This window comes from Cupriavidus sp. GW821-FHT02F09 (assembly GCF_059421605.1).
In genome coordinates this window covers 1-20,019 of sequence record NZ_JBWKVH010000023.1, presented here as the reverse complement: position 1 = coordinate 20,019, position 20,019 = coordinate 1, and the positions used below count along the sequence as shown (strand labels likewise).

Here is a 20,019-nt window from a genome sequence, read left to right as displayed (position 1 = left end):
GCGCCGCGGCCACGGAGCACTGATCCATGTTCGGCAAACTGAACCTCGAGGCGATTCCGTACCATGAGCCCATCATCATGGGTACGCTGGCCGCCGTCATTCTGGGCGGCGTCGCGCTGCTCGGCGCCGTGACCTACTTCGGCAAATGGAAATACCTGTGGACCGAGTGGATCTGCTCGGTCGACCACAAGCGCATCGGCGTGATGTACATCATCATGGCGCTGGTCATGCTGCTGCGCGGCTTTGCCGACGCCATCATGATGCGCGCGCAGCAGGCGATCGCTGTGGGCGATGCGGCCGGCTACCTGCCTCCACACCACTACGACCAGATCTTCACCGCCCACGGCGTGATCATGATCTTCTTCGTGGCAACGCCGTTCATCCTCGGCTTGATGAACGTCATCGTGCCGCTGCAGATCGGCGCGCGCGACGTAGCCTATCCGTTCGTCAACTCGCTCAGCTTCTGGCTGGCGGCAGCGGGCGCGGTGCTGGTGATGATGTCGATGTTCGTCGGCGACTTTGCCGCCACGGGCTGGGTCGCCTATCCACCGTTGTCCGAGCTGGGATATAGCCCGACGGTGGGGGTGGACTACTACATATGGTCACTACAGATATCGGGCCTGGGAACCACGCTCACCGGGATCAACTTCATCGTCACCATCCTGCGCATGCGTGCCCCGGGCCTGACGCTGATGAAGATGCCGGTGTTCACCTGGACCGCGCTGATCACCAACATCCTGATCGTTGCCGTGTTCCCGGTGCTGACCGCCACGCTCGCGCTGCTCACCGCCGACCGCTACCTGGGCATGCACTTCTTTACCAATGAGCTTGGCGGCAACGCCATGATGTACGTCAACCTGATCTGGGTCTGGGGACACCCGGAGGTCTACATCCTCATCCTGCCGTGCTTCGGAGCCTTCTCGGAGATCATCTCCACGTTCTCCGGCAAGCCGCTGTTCGGCTACAAGTCGATGGTGTACGCCACCTCGTCCATCGGCATCCTGTCGTTCTTCGTCTGGCTGCACCACTTCTTCACGATGGGTTCCGGCGCGAACGTCAATGCCTTCTTCGGGATCATGACAACCATCATCTCGATCCCGACGGGCGTGAAGCTGTTCAACTGGCTGTTCACGATGTATCGCGGCCGCATCCGCTACCACTCGTCCACGCTGTGGACGATCGGCTTCATGGTGACCTTTGCCATCGGCGGCATGACGGGCGTGCTGCTGGCCGTGCCCGGCGCGGACTTCTTGCTGCATAACAGCCTGTTCCTGGTCGCGCACTTCCACAACGTGATCATTGGCGGCGTCATCTTCGGCTGCCTGGCCGCCATGAGCTTCTGGTTCCCCAAGGTGTTCGGCTTCACCCTGAACGAGCGCTGGGGCAAGATCTCGTTCTGGTGCTGGCTGGTGGGCTTCTACCTGGCCTTCATGCCGCTCTACGTGCTCGGCTTCAAGGGCATGACCCGCCGGATGAACCACTACACGCACGCCGACTGGCAGCCCTACCTGATCGTGGCGCTGTGCGGCGCCGTGATCATCGGCGCCGGCATCGTCGCCCTGCTCATCCAGCTGGCCGTGAGCGTGCGCGACCGCAAGCAAAACCCCGACCTCACCGGCGACCCGTGGGATGGCCGCAGCCTGGAGTGGGCCACCGCATCGCCGGCCCCCTTCTACAACTTCGCCCATGTGCCGCACATCACTTCGCTGGAACAGCACTGGGATGACAAGGAGGCGGGGCGCGCCTATGTGCGGCCAGCCCACTACGAGGACATCCATATGCCCAGGAACACCAGCGCGGGCGTGATCGTGTCGGCGTTCGGCCTGGTGCTCTGCTTCGCGCTCGTCTGGCACATGTGGGCAATCGCGGGCCTTGGCCTGCTGGGTGTGATCGGCACCTTCATCGCACGGACCTACAACCGCGACGTGGACTACTACGTCCCGGCGGCCGAAGTCGAACGCATCGAAAACGCGCGCTATGCGCAGCTACGCAAGGCGGCTTGACCCATGAGCTACACAGTCATTCACAACACGCACGAGCACGTCGCGCACGACGACGGATCCAAGACCACACTGGGGTTCTGGATCTACCTGATGAGCGACTGCCTGATCTTCGCCGTGCTGTTCGCCACCTTCGGGGTGCTCGCCGGCAATACGGCAGGCGGCCCGAGCGGCCGGGAGCTGTTCGAGCTGCCGTTCGTGCTCGGCGAAACCATGCTGCTGCTGATCAGCAGCTTCACCTTCGGCGTGGCCATGCTGAACATGCAGCCCGGGCGGGAGCGCCAGGTCATCCAATGGCTGGGCATCACGTTCCTCCTTGGCGCGGCCTTCATCGCCATGGAGCTGTATGAGTTTGCCGAGCTGCTGCATGCCGGCGCGGGGCCGGGCGTCAGCGCGTTCCTGTCTGCCTACTTCTCCCTGGTGGGCACCCACGGCCTGCACGTGAGTTGCGGCCTGCTGTGGATCCTGGTCATGATGCACCAGGTCAAGTCCTTCGGCCTGGATGGCGTGACCCGGCGCCGCCTGGCCTGCCTCAGCCTGTTCTGGCACTTCCTGGACCTGATCTGGATCTGCGTGTTCACCTTTGTCTATCTGCGAGAGTTTGTATGAAGACCGCCCATCTCCACACAGGATCCGCGGCACATGCCGCGCACGGCAGCCTGAAAGGCTATGCGATCGGCTTTGCGCTGTCGCTGGTGCTCACCCTCGCGTCGTTCGGCGCGGTGATGGGCGGGTTCGTGCCCAAGGGCATGGGCCTTGCCGCCATCGTGGTGCTTTGCGTTGCGCAGCTGGTGGTGCAGCTGGTGTTTTTCCTGCACATCGGGACGTCCGCGGACCAGCGCATGAACACGGCAATCTTCGTGTGCACCGGGGTGCTGATCGCCATCATCGTGGCAGGCTCGCTGTGGGTCATGCATAACGCGAACGTCAACATGATGCCGATGGATATGTCGCCGGAACGCGCGCGTCTGCGCGACTAGCACCACGGCCGCCAAGGGCACCATGGCGTGGCCGCCCCCTCGGCGGGGGCCGGCCACGCGCCGCCGTCAGGCGGCGTGCTTGCGAATGACTAGATAGAATGACTAGAAAAGCAGGCTGCCGGCGGCCGCCGTGCGGCTGGCCGCGGGCCAGTGGCGGATGTTCTGAAACCGCGTGGTCCGGTCGCCAAGCATGCTGGCGCCCCCTTCCCAATAGACCCAGCTCCGGCCCCTTCTGAGACGGTCCAGGTAGGCGTCTTCAAACCCGGCCGGCAAGCGATTGGCCATGGACGCCAGCGCGCTTTCGTCAGCGCCGAACTCACCGGCAAGCCTGAATTTCCCGCCAGACAGGCCATCCGCGATTCTCAGGTCCAGGTAAGGCACGAACAGGCCGATGCGGCGCAGCGCCGCCGGCATCGCACAGCCCCATGCGTGGACGGCAGCACGCAACGCACCGAGCGCGAGCAGGAACGCCCGCTCATTCCTGGCCGTCAGCACACGCCCACTAAGCACGCCATCCATCAGTTCCTTGCCCGCGGCGGTGAAAGCCGGCGGTGCAAGCGAGACACCTTCGGGATGCCCCTGGCCGAGAAGCGCAAGGCAAGCCGCGAGGCCGCTTGCGCTTTGCTCGCCCATGCTCAAAGCCGGACAACGCGGATCGGATTCGGAAAGCAGAACCAGCACATCGGCAGCGTGGCGTGGCGACGCCAGCACGATGCGGTCATAGGCGAGACCGGCGTCTCGCATGCACAGTTCAAGCGCGGTGCAGGCCGGACATCCGGCCAATACAAATAACTGGTACTTCATGGCTGCGGCGGTTTCCCCTGGCGTCGACAATGACGCGCGTCCAGGGGATGTTGCCGCACCGCAACAATGCAGAACAGGAGCAGAAGTACGCTATTTGGAGCAGAGCAGAGTCGAATTCCGCCGGGGCGTTAGCCTGGCACCCGCAGCGCCGCATTCAGCTGGTCAACCACTTCCGCCCAGTCAGCATCTTCCAGGATTTCCTCCCGCAGCAACGTGGCCTGCGCGGGCGTCCAGAACGGGGCGTCCGCAAGCACGACATCGGGGGCCAGGGGAGAATGCGCGGCCAGGAATTCACGGATCGCCTGATCGTCGGCGGGCAGGCCGAGTTGCGCAAACAACTCGGAAAAATGGTGGAAGGAATTGTCCACGGCGAGCGTACCTCCTTTGGTGAAGACACATCACTGCATCAATGTTCGACCCTGCGCGCTGAAACCGCCTCAGCCCCGCGCTATCCGCTTGGCCATGCTCCAGCGATGCACCTCGGAGGGACCATCGTAGATCCGGAAGGCGCGCATGTCGCGGAAGATGCGCGCAACAATGGTTTCGTCCGTCACCCCGCTGCCACCAAGCACCTGCACGGAACGATCCACCACCCGCCACAACGCCTCCGAGCAGTACACCTTGGCCAGGCTAGACTCGTCGCGCCCCTTCTCGCCCTGGTCCAGCACCCAGGCGCAGTGCCAGATGGTCAAGCGCGCGGTGTGCATATCCATTTCGTTGTCGGCCAGCATGAACCCCACGCCCTCATGCTCCACCAGGGTCCGGCCAAACGCAAGGCGCTGCCGCGCATAGTTGACCGCAATGTCATGCGCGCGCCGGGCCGCCCCGAGCCAGCGCATGCAGTGCGTCAGCCGCGCCGGGGCCAGGCGCAGCTGCGCGTAGCGGAATCCTTCCCCAAGCTTGCCGAGCACGTCGCGCTCGGGAACGCGCAGGCCATCGAAGCGCACCACGGCATGCCCACCCGTGAAGCACGTATCGAGCGCGTCCATCTGCCGCTCGATCTCGACACCGGCCTGGTTCATGTCAGCGAGGAACATGGTGGCGGTGCCGTCTTCCATCCGTGCCATGATGATGGCGAAGGTGGCGCCGGTGGCGCCCGTGATAAACCACTTCCTGCCCGTGATCACGAAATGGTCCCCATCGCGCACCGCCGTGGTTTGCAGCATCGACGGATCGGCCCCCGCGCCTGGCGCCGGCTCGGTCATGCAAAAGCACGAGCGCGTGTGCCCAAGGATCAGGGGATGTAGCCAGCGCGCCTTCTGCTCCGGCGTGGCGACCAGCTCCATCAGGTGGATATTGCCTTCGTCCGGCGCATGGATATTCATCGCGATCGGCCCCAGCGGCGAGTAGCCCGCCTCTTCAAAGACAATGGCCTTGTCCCGGTGCGAAAGCCCGAGGCCTCCGGCCTGCGTGCTGGCGTGGGGTGTCAGCAAGCCCACCGCCCTTGCCTTGTCCACCAGGTCCGCGCGCAGATCCTCGGTGGGGCCGTGCGCCGTTTGCCGCGGATCGCGCTCCATCGGCATGACCTGGTCCGCAATGAACTGGCGGGTGCGCTCCTGCAGCTCCCGTTGAACGGGCGTCAAACTGAAGTCCATCATCTTGCTTTGCCTCGCCTTGCTTCGTTTTCTGATTGGGCCATTGCAGCCATGCAGAACAAATTGTAGGCGAGGCAGGCGTCCCGGCGCGAGGCGTGTGGATGTGCAGGCGTGGCTATCCCTGCGCGGCTAGCACGCGACGTGGCAGACGCCAAGTTGCTGGGCCATCAGCACGAGATCGGCAAACGTGCGCGCCTTCATCTTGCGCATGGCCTGCCCGCGGTGGATCTTTACCGTCACCTCGCTAATGCCGATGCGGCTGGCAATCTGCTTGTTCATCAGCCCGGATGCGGCCAGTGCCATCACCTCCGACTCGCGCGGCGTCAGTGTCTCGAAACTGCTGCGAAGCCCCTGGGCCCTGCGCATTCCCTCGCGTCGCCGGCGGTCTTTCTCGAGCGCCGCCGAGACCGCATCGAGCAGGTCCTGATCGCGAAACGGCTTGGCCATGAAGTCTTCCGCGCCAGCCTTCATCGCTGCCACGGTCATGGCAATATCGCCATAGCCTGTCATGAAGATGATCGGGACACAGATGCCCAGTTGCCCCAGGTGCGCCTGCAGGTCCAGTCCACTCTGGCCGCGCAGCCTGACGTCGAGCACCAGGCAGCAAGGTGCCTCTGGCAACCGGTATTCAAGCAATTCCGCAGCCGAGCCGAACAGCGCGGCACGCATGCCGACCGAGCGAAACAGGTTGCCCAGCGCACCGCGCAGCAGCGCGTCGTCGTCGACGACCAGCACCAACCCTTCGTCCGGGGTAATCGTTTCGACAGGCTCCAGGCTTTGAATTGTCACGGTCAGTTTCTCCAGTCAGCTTCAAAGGCACCAGCAAGAACGCGGACAACGTCAATCGTTGTGTCGGGCTGCGCGGGGCTGTGTCGCCGTGTGGCTTCCCCGCGGGCACTGTACGCTTTTGCCTTGCCGGCATATTGTCAATTTGTGCCGGCTTTTGTCTACTGTGGCTGATTAGCGCGCACCTCACATTCCAAGTTGAACAGCGATCACTTTAAGAGAGGTCACGGCTGTGGTTGCGGCACAGGCAAGGCAAAGGAAAAGGCCGCGCCAGGGCCTGCCGGATGCTGGCCGCTTTGCGCCGCGGAGCGCACGGGAGACTCGGCCCATATGGACCCACCATGCGCTTCGACGATCGATCGGCAGATCGACAGGCCCATGCCCAGCCCTTGCTCGCGCGTGGTGTAGAAAGCCTCGAACAGCTTGTCCAGCTTTCCCGCCTCGATACCCGGGCCGGTATCCTCCACGCGCAACAGTACCTGGCCCTCGGCTGGCGCCGCCGTGGTGACACGAAGGTGACGGCGCCCCGGGCGGCGGCATGACATTGCCTGGATGGCATTGACAAGCAGGTTGATGATCACCTGCTGCAACTGGATGCGGTCGCCGAGCACTTGCGGCAGCCCGGCCACGCAGTCCTGGGCAATGACGATGGCGTGAGCCTCGGCCTGGTGCTTCACCATGGCTACGGTCTCGGCCGCAAGGTCGCTCAGCTGCAACGGCAAGCGACGAGACTCCCCCTTGCGCGCGAGCGCCCGGATGCGCCGGATCACCTCGCTTGCGCGCAGTCCTTCCGCGATCATGTTCTCCACCGCATGACGCGCTTCATCGAGATTGGGTTCAGGACGGTTGATCCAGCGCAGGCACGCGCCGCCATAGGTGACGATACCGGTCAGCGGCTGATTGACCTCGTGTGCGATCGATGCCGCCAGCTCGCCAAGCGTGGTGACACGGGAGACGTGCGCCAGTTCGGCTTGTGCCCGCTGGCGCTCCTGGTTCTGGCGCAGCAACTCGGCATACAGCCTGGCATTCTCCAGCGAGATGGCCGCCTGGGAGGCCAGCATGGCCAGCAGGTTGATTCGCCGGCCGGTGAACAACGCATCTGCCAGATTATTCTCCAGGTAAAGCACGCCGATCAGCTCGGCCTGCTTTGCCAACGCCAGGCAGGCCACCGAGCGCACGCTGCGCGCCCGGACGTCCGGATCCTGCCCGAACTTCGCATGCGTCCTGGCATTGTCGAGGACAAAATCCGCGCGGGTCGTGAGCGCCGCGTCGACGATGGCACGGGGATAGGGCACGGCACCGGCCGGATCCAGGTCGACCACGATGCCGGATCGCTCGGTGCGGGCTTGCGCGGCCAAGCGCAGTGCACCGTCCTGCCGGAGAAACAGCAGCGCCCGCTGCGCGGCCGCCTGCTGAAGGGTGGTTGTCAGCAGCGTGTTGATCAGGCGGTCGAGCTGTATCTCGCCGGCCAGCGTCTGCGTCGCCCTGATGGCGGTGTCGAGGTCCAGCTGGGAGGCTGGGCCGATGTAAGTAGCGGGCTGAAGGGCCGCCACGCCGGCTTGTTCGATGGCCGCGCGGCCCGTGTCCAGATCCGTGCCGTCATGGGCGCGAGCGCGCGCCTCCAGCTTGCGCACCTGGCCGTCGGCGCCCCAGTTGCCATAGGCATCGCGTGCCTTGCGCAGGTAAGCCATTGCCGGCGCCGCCAGGCCCTGTTCGAAACAGCAGCGCGCGCAAAGATCGTAGGCCAGGGCCTCGTCATGAACCTGGTCCCGCTCTCTCGCCTGGCGGGCCGCTTGTTCGTACTGCCGCATGGCCTGCAAGGGCTCCCGCGCCATGCGCAAGGCTTCGGCCGACAGGATGCCCGCGCGCGCGCCGAAGTTGGCGGGATTCTCCCGTGCCCAGGCGCTCAGCTGGTCGTGATGGCGCCTGAAGGCCGCCGCGTGCGCGCTGCCAGGCGCGTGGCCAGATGTGTGGCCGGTTGTGTGGCCCGGGAACACCGGCGCCCAGGCCAGCGTGAGCGCCGCGAAAAAATGATAGTCCGCGATCTCCAGGAAATACGGGGCGGTCCAAAGCAGCGGCTCCGCCTTGCCCGCCGCGTCCAGCGCCCCCCGATAGTCGTCCGCGGCGAAGCAGGCCTGCAGCTTGCGAATCCAGTAGCAGCAGGCGGCGACGGCGAGGCGGGGGTCGGCCTGCAGTCTTGCCTCGGCTTCCGGCAGCCCCGGCTCGCTGGCGTCCAGCGCCATCCAGCCCGCGGCCCTGCCCCGCAGCACCGCAACATACCTGGCCTGCGCGCTCAGGATGTCGACGACCCGCCCCAGGCCCAGCGAGCGGGCGAAAGCCAAGCCAGCCTCGATCTTCGCCTCCACGTCGGCCAGCGGCTCCGCGCAAGCCAGCAGATGGGTCACCAGCTGGTTGCGGCTGTAGGCAGCGAAATTGAAATCCCCCGTCTGCCGGCCCTCTTCGAAACTGCGCTCGATCAGTTCGCGCCCACCGCGGATGGGCTGGGTCCACGGCAGCAGCAACGCGCCAAAGCACATATGGACCTTGGCGCGAAAGCGGCCCATGCCCTCCTGCGCGACCAGCGCCAGGCCGGCCTGGCCCAGGCGATAACCCAGCCCGTAGTCGCCACGGCGTGGCCCGATCGTCATGCCAAGGTGAACGTAGGCAATGCAGGAGGCTTCGTCGTTGCCATGCTCCAGGCTGATGAGCACCATCCAGAGCGGTATCAGGTCGCGCAGGTTCCGGTCCATGAACGACGCGGGCGACATCACCTCGGCCAAGACGCTGAGCGTGGCGCGCCACACCGGGCTATGCATGCGCGGCAAGCTGGCCAGCGACTCGACCGGCCGATCGCCCAGCAATGCAAGCAAGCGCTGGTACTCCTCCTCCACCTGCCCCCGCGCGCCGGGCCGGAAGTCCAGGCCCATCGTGCGGATGAACCCCAGCCCCAGCCGGACGGCGTGGTCGGACTGGTCAAGCGCCGTATGCACCGCCACTTGCAGCCGCGTGACCGCCGCCAGGTCATAGGGTGTCCGCGTCCTGGCGCTCAGGTCCAGCAAACTGGCCGCGGCAGCGCCGAGCCGGCCACCAACGAATTCGCACTCGGCGCGCCCCATCGCCAACGCCAGCGCCAATGCGTGATGGGTCTCCCATGCCCCGTCTGGCAGCCATCGCTCGCCGGCGGAAAAATAGGCACTGGCGCGGTCGTAGGCGGTTGTCTTCATCGCGCGAAGTGCGGCCTCCAGGCTCAGTTGGGCAACCTGGAGCCGCTCGCCGCCATCGAGGTGGATGCCGACTGCCCGGTTGAACTGATCAACCGCGCAGAAGACGCCGCCGTCGCGGCTGCCTTCGCCGATGTCACCGCCGATGTCACCGCTGTTGTCACCGCTGTCGTCACCGTGCTCCACCCGCTGCGCCAACCGGCGGCCAAGCCGCAGGTGCAAGGCCGGGCGATCGGGTGCCGGGATCAAGGCATAGGCCACCTCCTGGACCCGTTCGTGGGCGAAGTGATAGCAGGCGCCGCCGACCACGATGTAGCCCCCGGCCACGGCTTCGGCCAGCAGGCCGCCAAGGCGTGCCTCGCTGACATCCAGCGCCTGAGCCGCGGTTGCCGCCGGCACCGTGCTGCCCAGGCAAGACAGGGCCATCAGCAAGGCGCCTGTTTCTGGCGGCAGTCGCTGCAGGCCCTCGGCAAGCAAACCCGGCGCATCGCCCTGGATATCCGGCGAGTCAGGCAATGGAGCGCTCGCGACCAGATCCAGGCTGCCCTGGTTGCGCCACGCCGCAAGGCATCGCCGCAGTTCGCCGGCAAGCGCGCTCGCGCTGGGGTAGCGTTCCTCGGGCGCCTTGGCCAGCAACCGCATCACCATGGCCGACAACACTGGCGCAACGGCGTCGTTGCGCTCGGACGGCGCCACCGGCAGTCTCGCGAAATGGCTGTGCACCCAGCCGACCGGCTCGCTGGCTTCGAGCGGCAGGACACCCGTGAGCATCTGATACAGGATCACGCCCAGCGCGTAGAGGTCCGCCCGTGCGTCGACTGCCGACTCGCCCCTGGCGGCCTGCTCGGGCGCCATGTAGGCCAGGGTTCCCGCCAGCATCTGGGGTTCCGCGGCTGGCAAAGTGCCGGACGATGCGACGGTGGCGATACCGAACCCGGTAATCCAGGCCCGTTCCCGGTTCGGTGCGACAAGGAGATGCGCAGGCTTGATGTCCCGGTGGACGATGCCGGATTCGTGCATGGCCGCAATCGCGGCGGACACGGCGATTGCGATTTCCAGGAAGGCATCCAGCGGGAACGGCTGGCCAAGCATCTGGGCCAGCGGCAAGCCTCCCTCGTCGGCCGCGAGCAGGGCCGGCCTGCGGTCATAGCGGATCAATGCCACCGGGACCGCTGCCCAATCGGATCGCAGCAGGTCCCGCAAGGTGTATTCGTGCTCGAGGCGTCGCCGTACGCCAGCCGCGCTGGCAGCCGGGCCGGCGAGCGAAAGCAGCACGGGCGAGCATCCGGCGGCGGTCCCGCGAAGCAGCGCGATCTCACCGTCCAGCAAATACTCGAGCTTGTAGCTGCGCAACGAATTCATCGGACCTGGGACCGCATCATGAAAGCTGGGAATCTCAGAGTATATTGCGCCCAGGAGGAGCAATCCGCTGTAGAGGAGGCGTGCGCCGGTGTCGCCGTCTCATACTTTGGTGTTACCCCCGGCCACGTCAGGCCTTGCCCGCACGGACCAGGCCTGGCCTGATAGCACGGTGGGGACGGCGCGGCCGGACGGCCCTCCCCTGCGCGCCCGGGGGGAATCCCTGACCGATGCCGACAATACCACCGTATGATTCCACTGAGTGCGACAGCGCGATATCCTCGTAGCAAGCGATGGGGGCCTCCGACCGCTTCGTCACCGCTCATGACAAAAGGAGGAACATCGTGTGATAGCTACCCCGGTGATCGCCATCGTCGACGACGATGCTGCTGTCCGACAAGCCCTGGGAAGCCTGCTCCGCTCCTTCAACATGAGCGTCGAGCTTTATGCGAGCGGGAACGATCTGCTTCAGTCAAACACCATCGATGCCATTTCTTGCCTGGTCGCCGACGTGCAGATGCCCGCGATGAACGGCTTCGCGCTTTGCGAACACCTCCGCGCACGCGGGTTTTCCACGCCGGTGATCTTCATGACGGCCTTCCCCGAGGAGCGCTACCGGCAACGCGCCGAGGCGATCGGCGCTGTCTGTTTTCTCAGCAAACCGTTCATGGAAGCTGACATCATCCGTTGCATCGGGAACGTGCTGGCGCGAAGCGCGAATTCCGGGCCGCCGCCAGGGGACTGAAGACGATGTCCGAAAGCGTGATGCCCCTGGCACTCGGCATGCGCCACGAGCGGCTTGCCCTGGGCCTGAGCGGCTTCTTTGCCGCCGCCTCCATCCGGGCTGCCGACACGCTGCTGCCGGCCTTGTCTCGCGATTTTGGGATCTCCACGGGAAAGACCGGTGTGGCGGTGACAAGCTTCATGCTTGCCTACGCCGCATTCCAGCTGATCTACGGGCCCCTGGCCGAGCGCTATGGCAAGCTGCGTGTCATCGCGGCTGCCTTGATGGCTTGCGCCGTTGCCAATTTCAGCCAGTCGCTGGCGCCTGGCTTCGAATGGCTGGTGGTGCTGCGCGCCATGGCCGGCGCCGCAGCCGCGGGCGTCATCCCGATCTGCCTGGCGCGCCTCGGCGACACCGAACCACTGGTCTCGCGGCAGAGCCTGCTCGCGCGCTATTCGGTGGCCACGATCTGCGGACTGATGACCGGCCAATGGGTATCCGGGCTCGTCGCCGATGCGCTGGGCTGGCGTGCCGCCTTCGCGCTGCTGGCGGCCGGCTTCGCCTGCGTGGCCGCGATCCTGGCCAGCCTGGCACGCCGCGATGAAACGGCCGGCTATTGGCAGCGCGGGGCACCCGGCCCGCGGCCGGGGCCAGCAACCCTGCTGAAATCCGCATGGGTGCGCCGGGTACTCAGCATGACCTTGCTGCTGGGCTTGCTCTGCCCGAGCGTGTTCGCCTTTGTGCCGACCTACCTCAAGCTCCGCTTTGCCTTGTCCCTGGCAGCGGCCGGCGCCATCACGTCGATGCACGGCATAGGCGGGCTGCTGTACGCCGGCTTCGCGCCGGCGCTGATTCGCAGGATGGGACGGCAGCGCCTGGCCAGGCTGGCGGCCGCGCTGCTTGGCGTGGGGATGGCCTGCATTGCGCTTGGGCAACACTGGCTCTGGATCGCCGCGGGGTGCCTGTGCGCGGGCTGTGGCTACTACATCGTCCTGAATGCAATGCAAACCGCCGCCACGCAGATGGCGCCTTCGCAACGCGCGAACGCCGTCGCCCTGTTTGCGTTCTGCCTGTTCGCCGGCCAGGGCCTTGGCGTGCTGCTGGCCGCGCGCCTGGTGGACACGGCCGGCATTCCGGCCTTGTTCGCCATCAGCGGCGTGCTCGTGATCCTGCTGATCCTGGCGCTGTCCAGGCAACTGCTGCCGCGCCTGGACGCCACCCCGCCCTGATCCGGCGCAGGGGTGGTCAGCTGCCGTCCGGTGCTGCCAGGTGGCGCACGACGGGCGGCGCGGCACCGCGGTGAAAACCATGCACGCGCGTCTGGATCAGTTTGTCGTTCATGGTGTGGCGCTCGTGCTGGCGCAGATGCTCCAGCCACGACTCCACCAGGAAGGTCTCGATAAAGCGTCCGGGCGCGGCCAGGTCCTCGTAGGCACCCCAGGACAGCGCACCGCTGCGACGACGAATCCGGCGCATCTCCTGCACGGCCTTGGCGAACGCTGCCGTATCCTCGCGCGCAACCTCGTACTCCACGCAGATCATCACCGGCCCACGGTCGTGGGCCACGTCCAGTGCACCCGGGTGCAGAAAACCTGAAGGCGCCAGGTCCAGTTCCGGCGAGATGCCCAGTCGCCACCGCAGTGCAGTGGCGCATGCAAGGACCAGCCCCGCTGCCGCCAGCACCAGGGCGACGGGAATGCCCAGCAGCGCGGCGGCTTTGCCCCATAGCGCGCTCCCCGCAGTCATGGCGCCGAAGAACACGGTCAGGTAAGCCGCCAGCGCGCGTGCCTTGACCCAGCCCGCGGCGCTGCGCTGGGCGGCCACATTGAGTGTGGACAGTACCGCGATCCAAGCCAGCCCGGCAAACAGCAGTGCGGCTGCCAGCAGCCAGAAATGCCGCACATAGGCCAGCGCGAGCAAGCTCAGCGCGAACAGCAGGCTTGCCAGCACCACCATGCGATCAGCGCAGACCCGGCCGCGCAACTTGGGGAGCACAAGGGCGCCACCGACGGCGCCCAGGCCGATGCTGGCCAGCAGCAAGCCATATCCGCCCGGACCGAGGCCCAGTTCCCGCCTGGCCACCAGCGGAAGCAGCGCCCAGCCGGCACTGCCGAAGAGAAAGAACGCGACCGCCCTGACCAGCACGACCCGCAGCAGCGGCGCGGCCTCCACGTACCGCAGGCCGGCACGCACGGCCGAAAAGAAATGCTCGGACGGCAGGTTCCGCCGGGCGGGCTCGGCCTTCCACCGATACAGCACCAGCGTCACGCCCAGCACCGACAGCGCGTTGAGCAGAAAGACCACCGCGGGCCCGGAGAACGACAGGATCAAGCCGCCCAGCGCAGGGCCGATCGCACGGCTGATATTGATCCCCAGGGAGTTCAGCGCAATGGCTGGCGGCAAGTCCGCCTTGTCGACCAGATCCGGCACGATGGCCTGGAACGGCGGCGAGCTCATCGCCGCGCCGGTACTCAGCAAAAACGCAGCAAGCAGCAGCACATGGGCGTTGACCAGGCCGGTAAGCGCAAGCACACCCAGCGTGGTCGCCACGACCAGCGTCCAAAGCTGCGCGAAGATCAGGTACTTGCGCCGGTCGACGATATCGGCCAGCACCCCGGACGGCAGGGCGAACAGGAACATCGGCAGGCTGCCCGCTGCCTGCACCAGGGCGACCATCAGGGGATCGGGATCGAGCGAGGTCATCAGCCAGCTGGCACCCACGTCGTTCATCCAGGTGCCCACATTGGACGCCACCGTGGCGATCCATAGCATCCGGAAAGTGCGGTGCCGCAGCGGGCTCCACGGCGAGCCGGCAGCACCGGCGCTGCCGCGCTCGGCGGCAGGCGTGCCGGCAGTGCCGGCTTGAGAGTCATTCATGGCTTGGTCGCAAGTTGCTCAGGCACTGACGGTGGTAATGCCAACAGTGGCACAGCCGCATTGTGTGGAGCACAGCGGGCGCCGTCTACCCATACCAAGGGACAATTGTTTTGTGCCTCGGCACCGGCTAGCATCGGCGCCGACGCATTGGCCTTGCGCCCAGCGCGTCAGGCGTGAACCCTGCGGCGCCAGTTGCCGGGAGAGACGCCGACCGCTTGCGAGAACACGCGGGTGAAATGGCTTTGATCGGAGAAGCCACAAGCCACGGCCACTTCCGCCAGGGAGAGCCCTGATTCGCGCAGGAGCCCGCGGGCGCGCTCCAGGCGCTGGGCCGCCAGCCACTGATAGGGTGTCTGGCCAGTCGTATCCCGGAAGGCACGGGTGAAATGGCTACGCGACAGGTTGCAGGCGTCGGCGACGTCCGCAATGGACAGATCGCCATCGATCTTGGCGATCAGCATTTCCTTGGCCATCGCCACGCTGCGTTGCGACAGCAACCGGTTTGTCTTGGGCGTCGCGACGGATCCATTCCCATAGTGCTCGACGAGATAGGTCCCGATGGTGAAGCCCAGCTGATCGACGAACAGCTTGCTGGCCATCCCGGGGTGGCTCAGCGCCGGCGCCGCCGCCTGGGCGAGATGCGCCAGTACCTGGTCTTGCTCTCCCGCCGCGCTGCGCAGCCCCAGGATGCGCGAGCGGCCTAGTTCCGCGCTGGTGCGCTCGATAAAGGTGCGGGAAATCTCCAGCAGGATGAAATCGAAATAACCATAAAAATCGGCTTTATAGTCTTCAAAGAAATTCCGGATATAGATGGAGTTCCTTTCAAATTCGTGGGTACTCGCGCGGCGCTCATGAAACACCCGGCGGCGATGTCCGGTGCACAGCGAAACCCCGACCAGAAAGCCACGATTCGACGCCGAAGTGATAACCTGGCTCGCCTTCTCGCCCGGCGAGCTTTTGCGGAAAAACTGGATCTCGCTGCCGGCGAGCTTCTGATCCTTGGAGAGCTTTTCCGCGGCGCACCCGAATGCGTCAATCGATACAGGGGCTGCGAGCGAGATGGAGGCATTGGCGTTGACGGACATGATCTCACACGGGAATAAACCACCACCATGAAAACCCACGCCGCGGCAGCCGCGGCTGACCAAGAATAGCAGAGCTTGCATGCAGCTCGCGTGAAACCTTGGATGGTACAGGTCGAGTGACGCAAGCGCCTGTTGCCTGCTGAAAACCAAGGGCGCGCGATGCCTTCTGTATAATTCAAACTCTTTCAGGCAATTCTCCCGTATCAAGCGGCGTGCCAATCACGCGGCATCGCCAATAGTCCGACGGACTATAGAGCACACGCCGGCAAGATCGCCCCTGGCGCTCCGATCGACTCCCATCTCGATCGCCGCGCGGCCGCCCAACATCCTGATCGTCGCCCGCCGGTCATCGACCGTCTGACGAGCCATGGCAATCCACGCGAACCTGCGCGATTGCCGGCCCGGCAAGCCGATCAGTAAGGATCTATCTCTTTCTATGAGCAAACTCCCCAGGCTCGCGCTGAGCCTTGTGCTGGTTGCGCTATTGCACCTGATCCCCACAGCGCTTCCGGCCGCGGCAGCCGCCGACACCACCGCGAATGCGGATGCTCCCGCGACCAGGCCGCCATCGCGCGCGGATGCCGTTGCCGAGCTGAAACGGCTCCAGACCGAGCAGGACCGCATCAAGCAACTGGCATCGTCGCCCACCAGCGGCACGCAGCTCGAAGGGCTGGATGACGCCATCCACCAGTTGGCAGGCGACGTCGACAAGCTGAGCGCGGCGCTCACGCCCCAGCGTGCGCAGTTACAGGCACAGCTCGACGTGCTCGGGCCGCCACCCGCCGCCGGCACCACACCGGAGGCCGCTGCAGTCGCACAGCAGAGGGCAGACCTGAACGCGCGCAAGGCGCAACTGGACAGCGGACTGAAGCAAGCGGCCGAGGTCAAGGGCAATGTCACCAACCTGACCGAGCAGATCGCCAAGCTGCAGCGCAGCCGCTTGAAGAACCAGCTCGCGCTGCGCTCGGCCAGCATTCTCAGCATGGCATTCTGGGAGCCGTTGTTCGCGCCAAGCCAGGAGGACCAGCAGCGGCTAAACGCGTTCATGGGGCAAGTTACCCCGTTGTGGGACCTGGCCTGGCAGCCCGGGCGGCAGGCAATCACCGCCCTGCTTCTGCTGCTTGCGATCGGCGCCTGGACCATCGGCCGGCGGCTGATCGAGCGGGCGCTGGCATGGTTCTGTCTGACCCGTTTGCCCGAGAGCCGGCTGCGGCGCAGCGCACTCGCGCTTGCAACGGCACTCGCGACGGTTGCGGCAACCGCCATCGCGGTACAGATTGTGTGTTTTGCTTTCGCCCCGCACTACGAATTGCCAGCTCAGGTGCAGGACCTGATCAGCGAACTCGGCAAGCTGACGCTGACAAGCGCGCTGATCGCGGGCCTGGGACGGGCATTGCTGTGCACGCGCCATCCCTCATGGCGCGTGCCTGCGCTCGCCGACAAGGTCGCGCTGGCGATGCGTCCGTTCCCTAGTGTCCTCGCGGGCCTGCTGCTGATCGCCGGCACACTCGAGCAACTCAACCGGACCGCGGACACAAGCCTGCAGGTGACCTTGCTAGGCCGCGGCCTGGTGTCGCTTGTGGTGGTGCTGACAATCGGCGCGGCGCTGCTGCGCGCCAACCGCGTGCGCACGAAGCTCGCCGCTGCGGGCGAGCGGCCTGAATCGCGCTCCACCTTTGCCGGCCTGATCCACGCTGGCGTAACGGTGACGGTCGTCGCCTCGCTGATGGCGCTGCTGATCGGCTACATCACGTTCGCGCGCTTCCTGACCTACGAGCTTGTCTGGATCGACATCGTCCTGTGCAGCCTGTACCTGTTGACGCAACTGACCCGCGACGTCTGCGAAAGCGTGTTCAGCGCGCACCATCCAAGCGGCAAGGTCATCAAGCAGTTATTCGGACTCGGGGACAGCCATCTCGCGCAGGCGTCGACGGTGCTCTCGGGGATCGGCACCAGCCTGCTGCTCCTGGTGGCCGTCATCGCGCTGCTGACCGGCGGCTTCGGCACCACGCCGAGCGACCTGCTCAACAGCCTGCTGACGATGCTAGGCGGCGAGCGGCTGCGCAGCCTCAACATCATGCCCGACCGCATCCTGAACGCTGTCATCGCGCTCTCGGTCGGCACCTACCTGCTGCGCTCGGTGCGGCGCTGGCTGGACGCGGAACTCTTGCCGAAGGTCTGCATGGAAGCGGGCCTGCGCGCATCGCTCATCACGCTGTTCAGCAACATCGGCTATGTGCTGATCGTATTGCTGACGCTGTCGCTGTTGGGCGTCAGGTGGGAAAACCTGGCCTGGATCGTCAGCGCGCTGTCCGTGGGTATTGGCTTCGGCCTGCAGGAGATCGTCAAGAACTTCGTGTCGGGGCTCATCCTGCTGACCGAGCGCCCGGTGAAGGTCGGCGACATGGTGAGCATCGGCGGCGTGGAGGGCGACATCAAGCGCATCAACGTGCGCGCGACGGAGATCCTGCTGGGCGACCGCTCGACCGTGATCGTGCCCAACTCGCAGTTGATCTCGCAGAACCTGCGCAACGTGACGATGAGCAACAGCACGCAAGGCGTCGCGACGCTGCTGCTCACCTTCCCGTTGAACATCGATCCTGAACAGGTGCGCGAACTGCTGCTCGACTCCTATCGGGAAAATGAAGCGATTCTCGACAAGCCCGCGCCATCCGTCACGTTCAGCCAGCTGGCGCCGAACGGGATCACGCTAAGCGTGACGGGCTACGTAGGCAGCCCGCGGATCGCCACCGCGACCAAGAGCGACCTGCTGTTCGAGATACTGAAGCGGCTGCGCGCGGCCGATATCTCGCTGTCGGTCCCGCAGACCTTGCGGGTGGAGAATATGGCCGCGCTTGGCGCGTAACGCGTCCGGCCCCTTACGGAGTCACCAGCGCCACCGAGTCCTGCACGCCATGCGCACGCCTGGCGCCCATGGCTTGCTGCACCACATCGCCGATCATGTCCGCAGTGACCGCCGACAGCGTCCATCCCAGGTGGCCGTGGCCGGTGTTGTAGAACACGCAGGACGCACGGCCCCGGCCCACGCGCGGCAGCATGGTAGGCATCATCGGCCGCAGGCCGGCCCAGGGCACCACGCTGCGCGTGCTGACACCGGGGAAGCACTGGTTGACCCACTCCACCAGCGGACGGATGCGGTCGGCGCGGATGTCGCGGTTGTAGCCATTGAACTCCGCCGTGCCCGCCACGCGGAAGCGGTCAACGCCCAGGCGGCTGGTGACCAGCTTGGTCTCGTCGTCGAGCAGGCTCACGACGGGCGCGGCCGCCTGGCTTTGCGCGTCGTTCAGGTTGACGGTGATCGAATAGCCCTTGACCGGATAGATGTTGACGCGATCGCCAAGGCTGGCCGCCAACGCCCGGCTGGCGGTGCCGGCACAGACGACCACGCCGTCGAACACGCGCGATTCGGCCTGCTGGCCGTCGCTGCTGACGATGGTGACCTGCCGGCCGTCAGTGCTGACCGACTGGACATCCTGGCTGTACAGGCAACGCACGCCCAGGCGGTCGATAGCCGCGGCCATGCCGCTGGTGAACTTGTGGATGTCGCCAGTAGAGTCGCTCTGGGTGAAATAGCCACCGTAGTACTGCCCGGCCAGGGTCGGCTCGATGGCGCGCATTTCTTCCGGCGTGACCGCGTGGCGCTCCAGCCCGCCCTCGGCCAGCAGCTTCGATACCCTGCCTGCATGCTCGAAACCCGCCTTGTCGCGATAGATATGGAGGATGCCTTCCTTCTTCAGGTCGAAATCGATGCCTTCGGCCGCCGCCCAGGAGAACAGGTGGTCACGCGCGGCAATCGCCAGGCGCGTGGTCTCGATGGTGTTCTTGCGGTAATGGGGAATGGCGGCGATGAACTCGGCGAACCAGGACAGCTTGTGCCAGCTCGGGCGCGGGTTGACCAGCAGCGGCGCATCGCTCTTGAGCATCCACTTGATGCCCTTGAGGATGGTGGACCAGTGTGTCCAGACTTCGGCGTTGGAAGCGGAAAGCTGGCCGCCGTTGGCGAACGAGGTTTCCATGGCGGCATAGCGGTGTTTTTCGAGCAGGGTGACCGAGAAACCGCGTTTGGCGAGCGCGTAGGCAGTGGTCACGCCGGTGATGCCACCACCGATAACGGCAATTGATTTCATCTCTATGGTTCCAGGACGTCGGATGGGAGCCTCTTGCGCAGCATGCGCAAAAGACGCCCCCTCTGTCCTTGACCTGAGAGATTCACGATACGCCACTTTGGGGGTGGCGGGGATCGCTTGCTCCTTCGGTACCGCCGGCTGACGAGCGCCGGGGTTCTTCAGAGTTCAAACGTGATACCGGTCCTTTTGCCTGAGAGTTTCCGGGGCGGTTGCTCCTTCGGCGCTGCCCGGCGCTTGGCCAGGCAGTCTCTCCCGATATCAACTTTGCATGATGCCGCCAGGTAATACCAGATGGCATGGCTCGGAACTTTAGCACTAGTCTGACTGCCTGGGGAATTTCCCTGCGGGTTCAGGCCGAGAATATCAGCGGGCCGGAACCGGGGCGATCGACGCGTGCGGCGTGGCGGTGCGCTGCGCGGCCTTGTGCACCATGGTGTAGG

Annotated in this window: 14 protein-coding genes, 1 pseudogene and 1 riboswitch; of the genes and pseudogenes, 6 read left to right on the top strand and 9 right to left on the bottom strand. The window is 65.5% G+C overall.

What is annotated here, in order from left to right; genetic code table 11:
* The first annotated feature begins 26 nt into the window (after positions 1–26).
* From cyoB to cyoD, 3 genes are read left to right on the top strand one after another with little or no spacing between them, the layout of a single operon-like run.
* Positions 27–2,003 carry a cytochrome o ubiquinol oxidase subunit I gene (cyoB, locus tag AC07XB_RS23360; protein WP_174425386.1) on the top strand — a complete coding sequence of 659 codons (1,977 nt, stop codon included), beginning with the start codon at positions 27–29 and terminating at the stop codon, positions 2,001–2,003.
* A gap of 3 nt (positions 2,004–2,006) precedes the next feature.
* The gene (gene cyoC / locus AC07XB_RS23355; RefSeq protein ID WP_043354234.1) at positions 2,007–2,609 is read left to right on the top strand and encodes a cytochrome o ubiquinol oxidase subunit III; all 603 of its coding nucleotides are present in this window, start codon (positions 2,007–2,009) and stop codon (positions 2,607–2,609) included.
* Positions 2,606–2,980 (top strand): cytochrome o ubiquinol oxidase subunit IV, encoded by a 375-nt coding sequence (cyoD, locus tag AC07XB_RS23350; RefSeq protein WP_492831493.1) that lies wholly within the window; start codon positions 2,606–2,608, stop codon positions 2,978–2,980. The genes cyoC and cyoD overlap by 4 nt, the downstream gene beginning before the upstream one ends.
* A 102-nt stretch (positions 2,981–3,082) precedes the next feature.
* On the opposite strand, the gene AC07XB_RS23345 is transcribed toward cyoD, so the two are convergent.
* From AC07XB_RS23345 to AC07XB_RS23325, 5 genes are all read right to left on the bottom strand, one after another.
* Positions 3,083–3,724, bottom strand: a complete 642-nt coding sequence (locus AC07XB_RS23345; RefSeq protein ID WP_492375757.1) for a hypothetical protein — start codon at positions 3,722–3,724, stop codon at positions 3,083–3,085.
* Positions 3,725–3,912: 188 nt separating this feature from the next.
* Complete coding sequence (locus AC07XB_RS23340) at positions 3,913–4,152, bottom strand: DUF2789 domain-containing protein (protein ID WP_492375736.1); 240 nt, start codon at positions 4,150–4,152, stop codon at positions 3,913–3,915.
* Between the two features lie 69 nt (positions 4,153–4,221).
* On the bottom strand, positions 4,222–5,379 hold the full coding sequence (locus AC07XB_RS23335) for an acyl-CoA dehydrogenase family protein (RefSeq protein ID WP_492375756.1): 1,158 nt from the start codon (positions 5,377–5,379) through the stop codon (positions 4,222–4,224).
* A 129-nt stretch (positions 5,380–5,508) separates the two neighbouring features.
* Positions 5,509–6,168: a response regulator transcription factor gene (locus AC07XB_RS23330; protein ID WP_492375737.1), complete on the bottom strand. Its 660-nt coding sequence runs from the start codon at positions 6,166–6,168 to the stop codon at positions 5,509–5,511.
* Between the two features lie 221 nt (positions 6,169–6,389).
* Positions 6,390–10,748 (bottom strand): ATP-binding protein, encoded by a 4,359-nt coding sequence (locus tag AC07XB_RS23325; protein ID WP_492831492.1) that lies wholly within the window; start codon positions 10,746–10,748, stop codon positions 6,390–6,392.
* Positions 10,749–11,091: 343 nt separating this feature from the next.
* Here AC07XB_RS23325 and AC07XB_RS23320 point away from each other — a divergent pair, with 343 nt between their 5' ends.
* A complete protein-coding gene (locus AC07XB_RS23320; protein ID WP_492831491.1) occupies positions 11,092–11,490 on the top strand; it encodes a response regulator transcription factor in 399 nt (132 codons plus the stop codon).
* A 20-nt stretch (positions 11,491–11,510) separates the two neighbouring features.
* Positions 11,511–12,698, top strand: a complete 1,188-nt coding sequence (locus AC07XB_RS23315) for an MFS transporter (protein ID WP_492831490.1) — start codon at positions 11,511–11,513, stop codon at positions 12,696–12,698.
* Positions 12,699–12,714: 16 nt separating this feature from the next.
* Here the strand turns inward: AC07XB_RS23315 and AC07XB_RS23310 are convergent, their stop codons facing one another.
* Together AC07XB_RS23310 and AC07XB_RS23305 are read right to left on the bottom strand one after the other, a co-directional pair.
* Positions 12,715–14,346 (bottom strand): MFS transporter, encoded by a 1,632-nt coding sequence (locus AC07XB_RS23310; protein WP_492831489.1) that lies wholly within the window; start codon positions 14,344–14,346, stop codon positions 12,715–12,717.
* Positions 14,347–14,513: 167 nt separating this feature from the next.
* Positions 14,514–15,512: a helix-turn-helix domain-containing protein gene (locus AC07XB_RS23305; RefSeq protein ID WP_492375742.1), complete on the bottom strand. Its 999-nt coding sequence runs from the start codon at positions 15,510–15,512 to the stop codon at positions 14,514–14,516.
* A 355-nt stretch (positions 15,513–15,867) separates the two neighbouring features.
* Between AC07XB_RS23305 and AC07XB_RS23300 the strand changes: the two genes are divergently transcribed.
* A complete protein-coding gene (locus AC07XB_RS23300; RefSeq protein WP_492831488.1) occupies positions 15,868–18,297 on the top strand; it encodes a DUF3772 domain-containing protein in 2,430 nt (809 codons plus the stop codon).
* 13 nt (positions 18,298–18,310) lie between these two features.
* Here AC07XB_RS23300 and AC07XB_RS23295 read toward each other — a convergent pair whose 3' ends face one another.
* A complete protein-coding gene (locus AC07XB_RS23295) occupies positions 18,311–19,579 on the bottom strand; it encodes a D-amino acid dehydrogenase (RefSeq protein ID WP_492375744.1) in 1,269 nt (422 codons plus the stop codon).
* Between the two features lie 168 nt (positions 19,580–19,747).
* A riboswitch (glycine riboswitch) is annotated at positions 19,748–19,844 on the bottom strand.
* Between the two features lie 98 nt (positions 19,845–19,942).
* A pseudogene (locus AC07XB_RS23290) lies at positions 19,943–20,019 on the bottom strand (hydrolase); the annotation flags it as partial.

What these genes read in the sequence shown, in the direction of transcription:
- cyoB (WP_174425386.1), top strand. Translation starts at nt 27, where the DNA reads ATGTTCGGCAAACTGAACCTCGAGGCGATTCCGTACCATGAGCCCATC.
- cyoC (WP_043354234.1), top strand. Translation starts at nt 2,007, where the DNA reads ATGAGCTACACAGTCATTCACAACACGCACGAGCACGTCGCGCACGAC.
- cyoD (WP_492831493.1), top strand. Translation starts at nt 2,606, where the DNA reads ATGAAGACCGCCCATCTCCACACAGGATCCGCGGCACATGCCGCGCAC.
- AC07XB_RS23345 (WP_492375757.1), bottom strand. Translation starts at nt 3,724, where the DNA reads ATGCGAGACGCCGGTCTCGCCTATGACCGCATCGTGCTGGCGTCGCCA.
- AC07XB_RS23335 (WP_492375756.1), bottom strand. Translation starts at nt 5,379, where the DNA reads ATGGACTTCAGTTTGACGCCCGTTCAACGGGAGCTGCAGGAGCGCACC.
- AC07XB_RS23325 (WP_492831492.1), bottom strand. Translation starts at nt 10,748, where the DNA reads ATGAATTCGTTGCGCAGCTACAAGCTCGAGTATTTGCTGGACGGTGAG.
- AC07XB_RS23315 (WP_492831490.1), top strand. Translation starts at nt 11,511, where the DNA reads ATGCCCCTGGCACTCGGCATGCGCCACGAGCGGCTTGCCCTGGGCCTG.
- AC07XB_RS23310 (WP_492831489.1), bottom strand. Translation starts at nt 14,346, where the DNA reads ATGAATGACTCTCAAGCCGGCACTGCCGGCACGCCTGCCGCCGAGCGC.
- AC07XB_RS23305 (WP_492375742.1), bottom strand. Translation starts at nt 15,512, where the DNA reads ATGCAAGCTCTGCTATTCTTGGTCAGCCGCGGCTGCCGCGGCGTGGGT.
- AC07XB_RS23300 (WP_492831488.1), top strand. Translation starts at nt 15,868, where the DNA reads ATGAGCAAACTCCCCAGGCTCGCGCTGAGCCTTGTGCTGGTTGCGCTA.
- AC07XB_RS23295 (WP_492375744.1), bottom strand. Translation starts at nt 19,579, where the DNA reads ATGAAATCAATTGCCGTTATCGGTGGTGGCATCACCGGCGTGACCACT.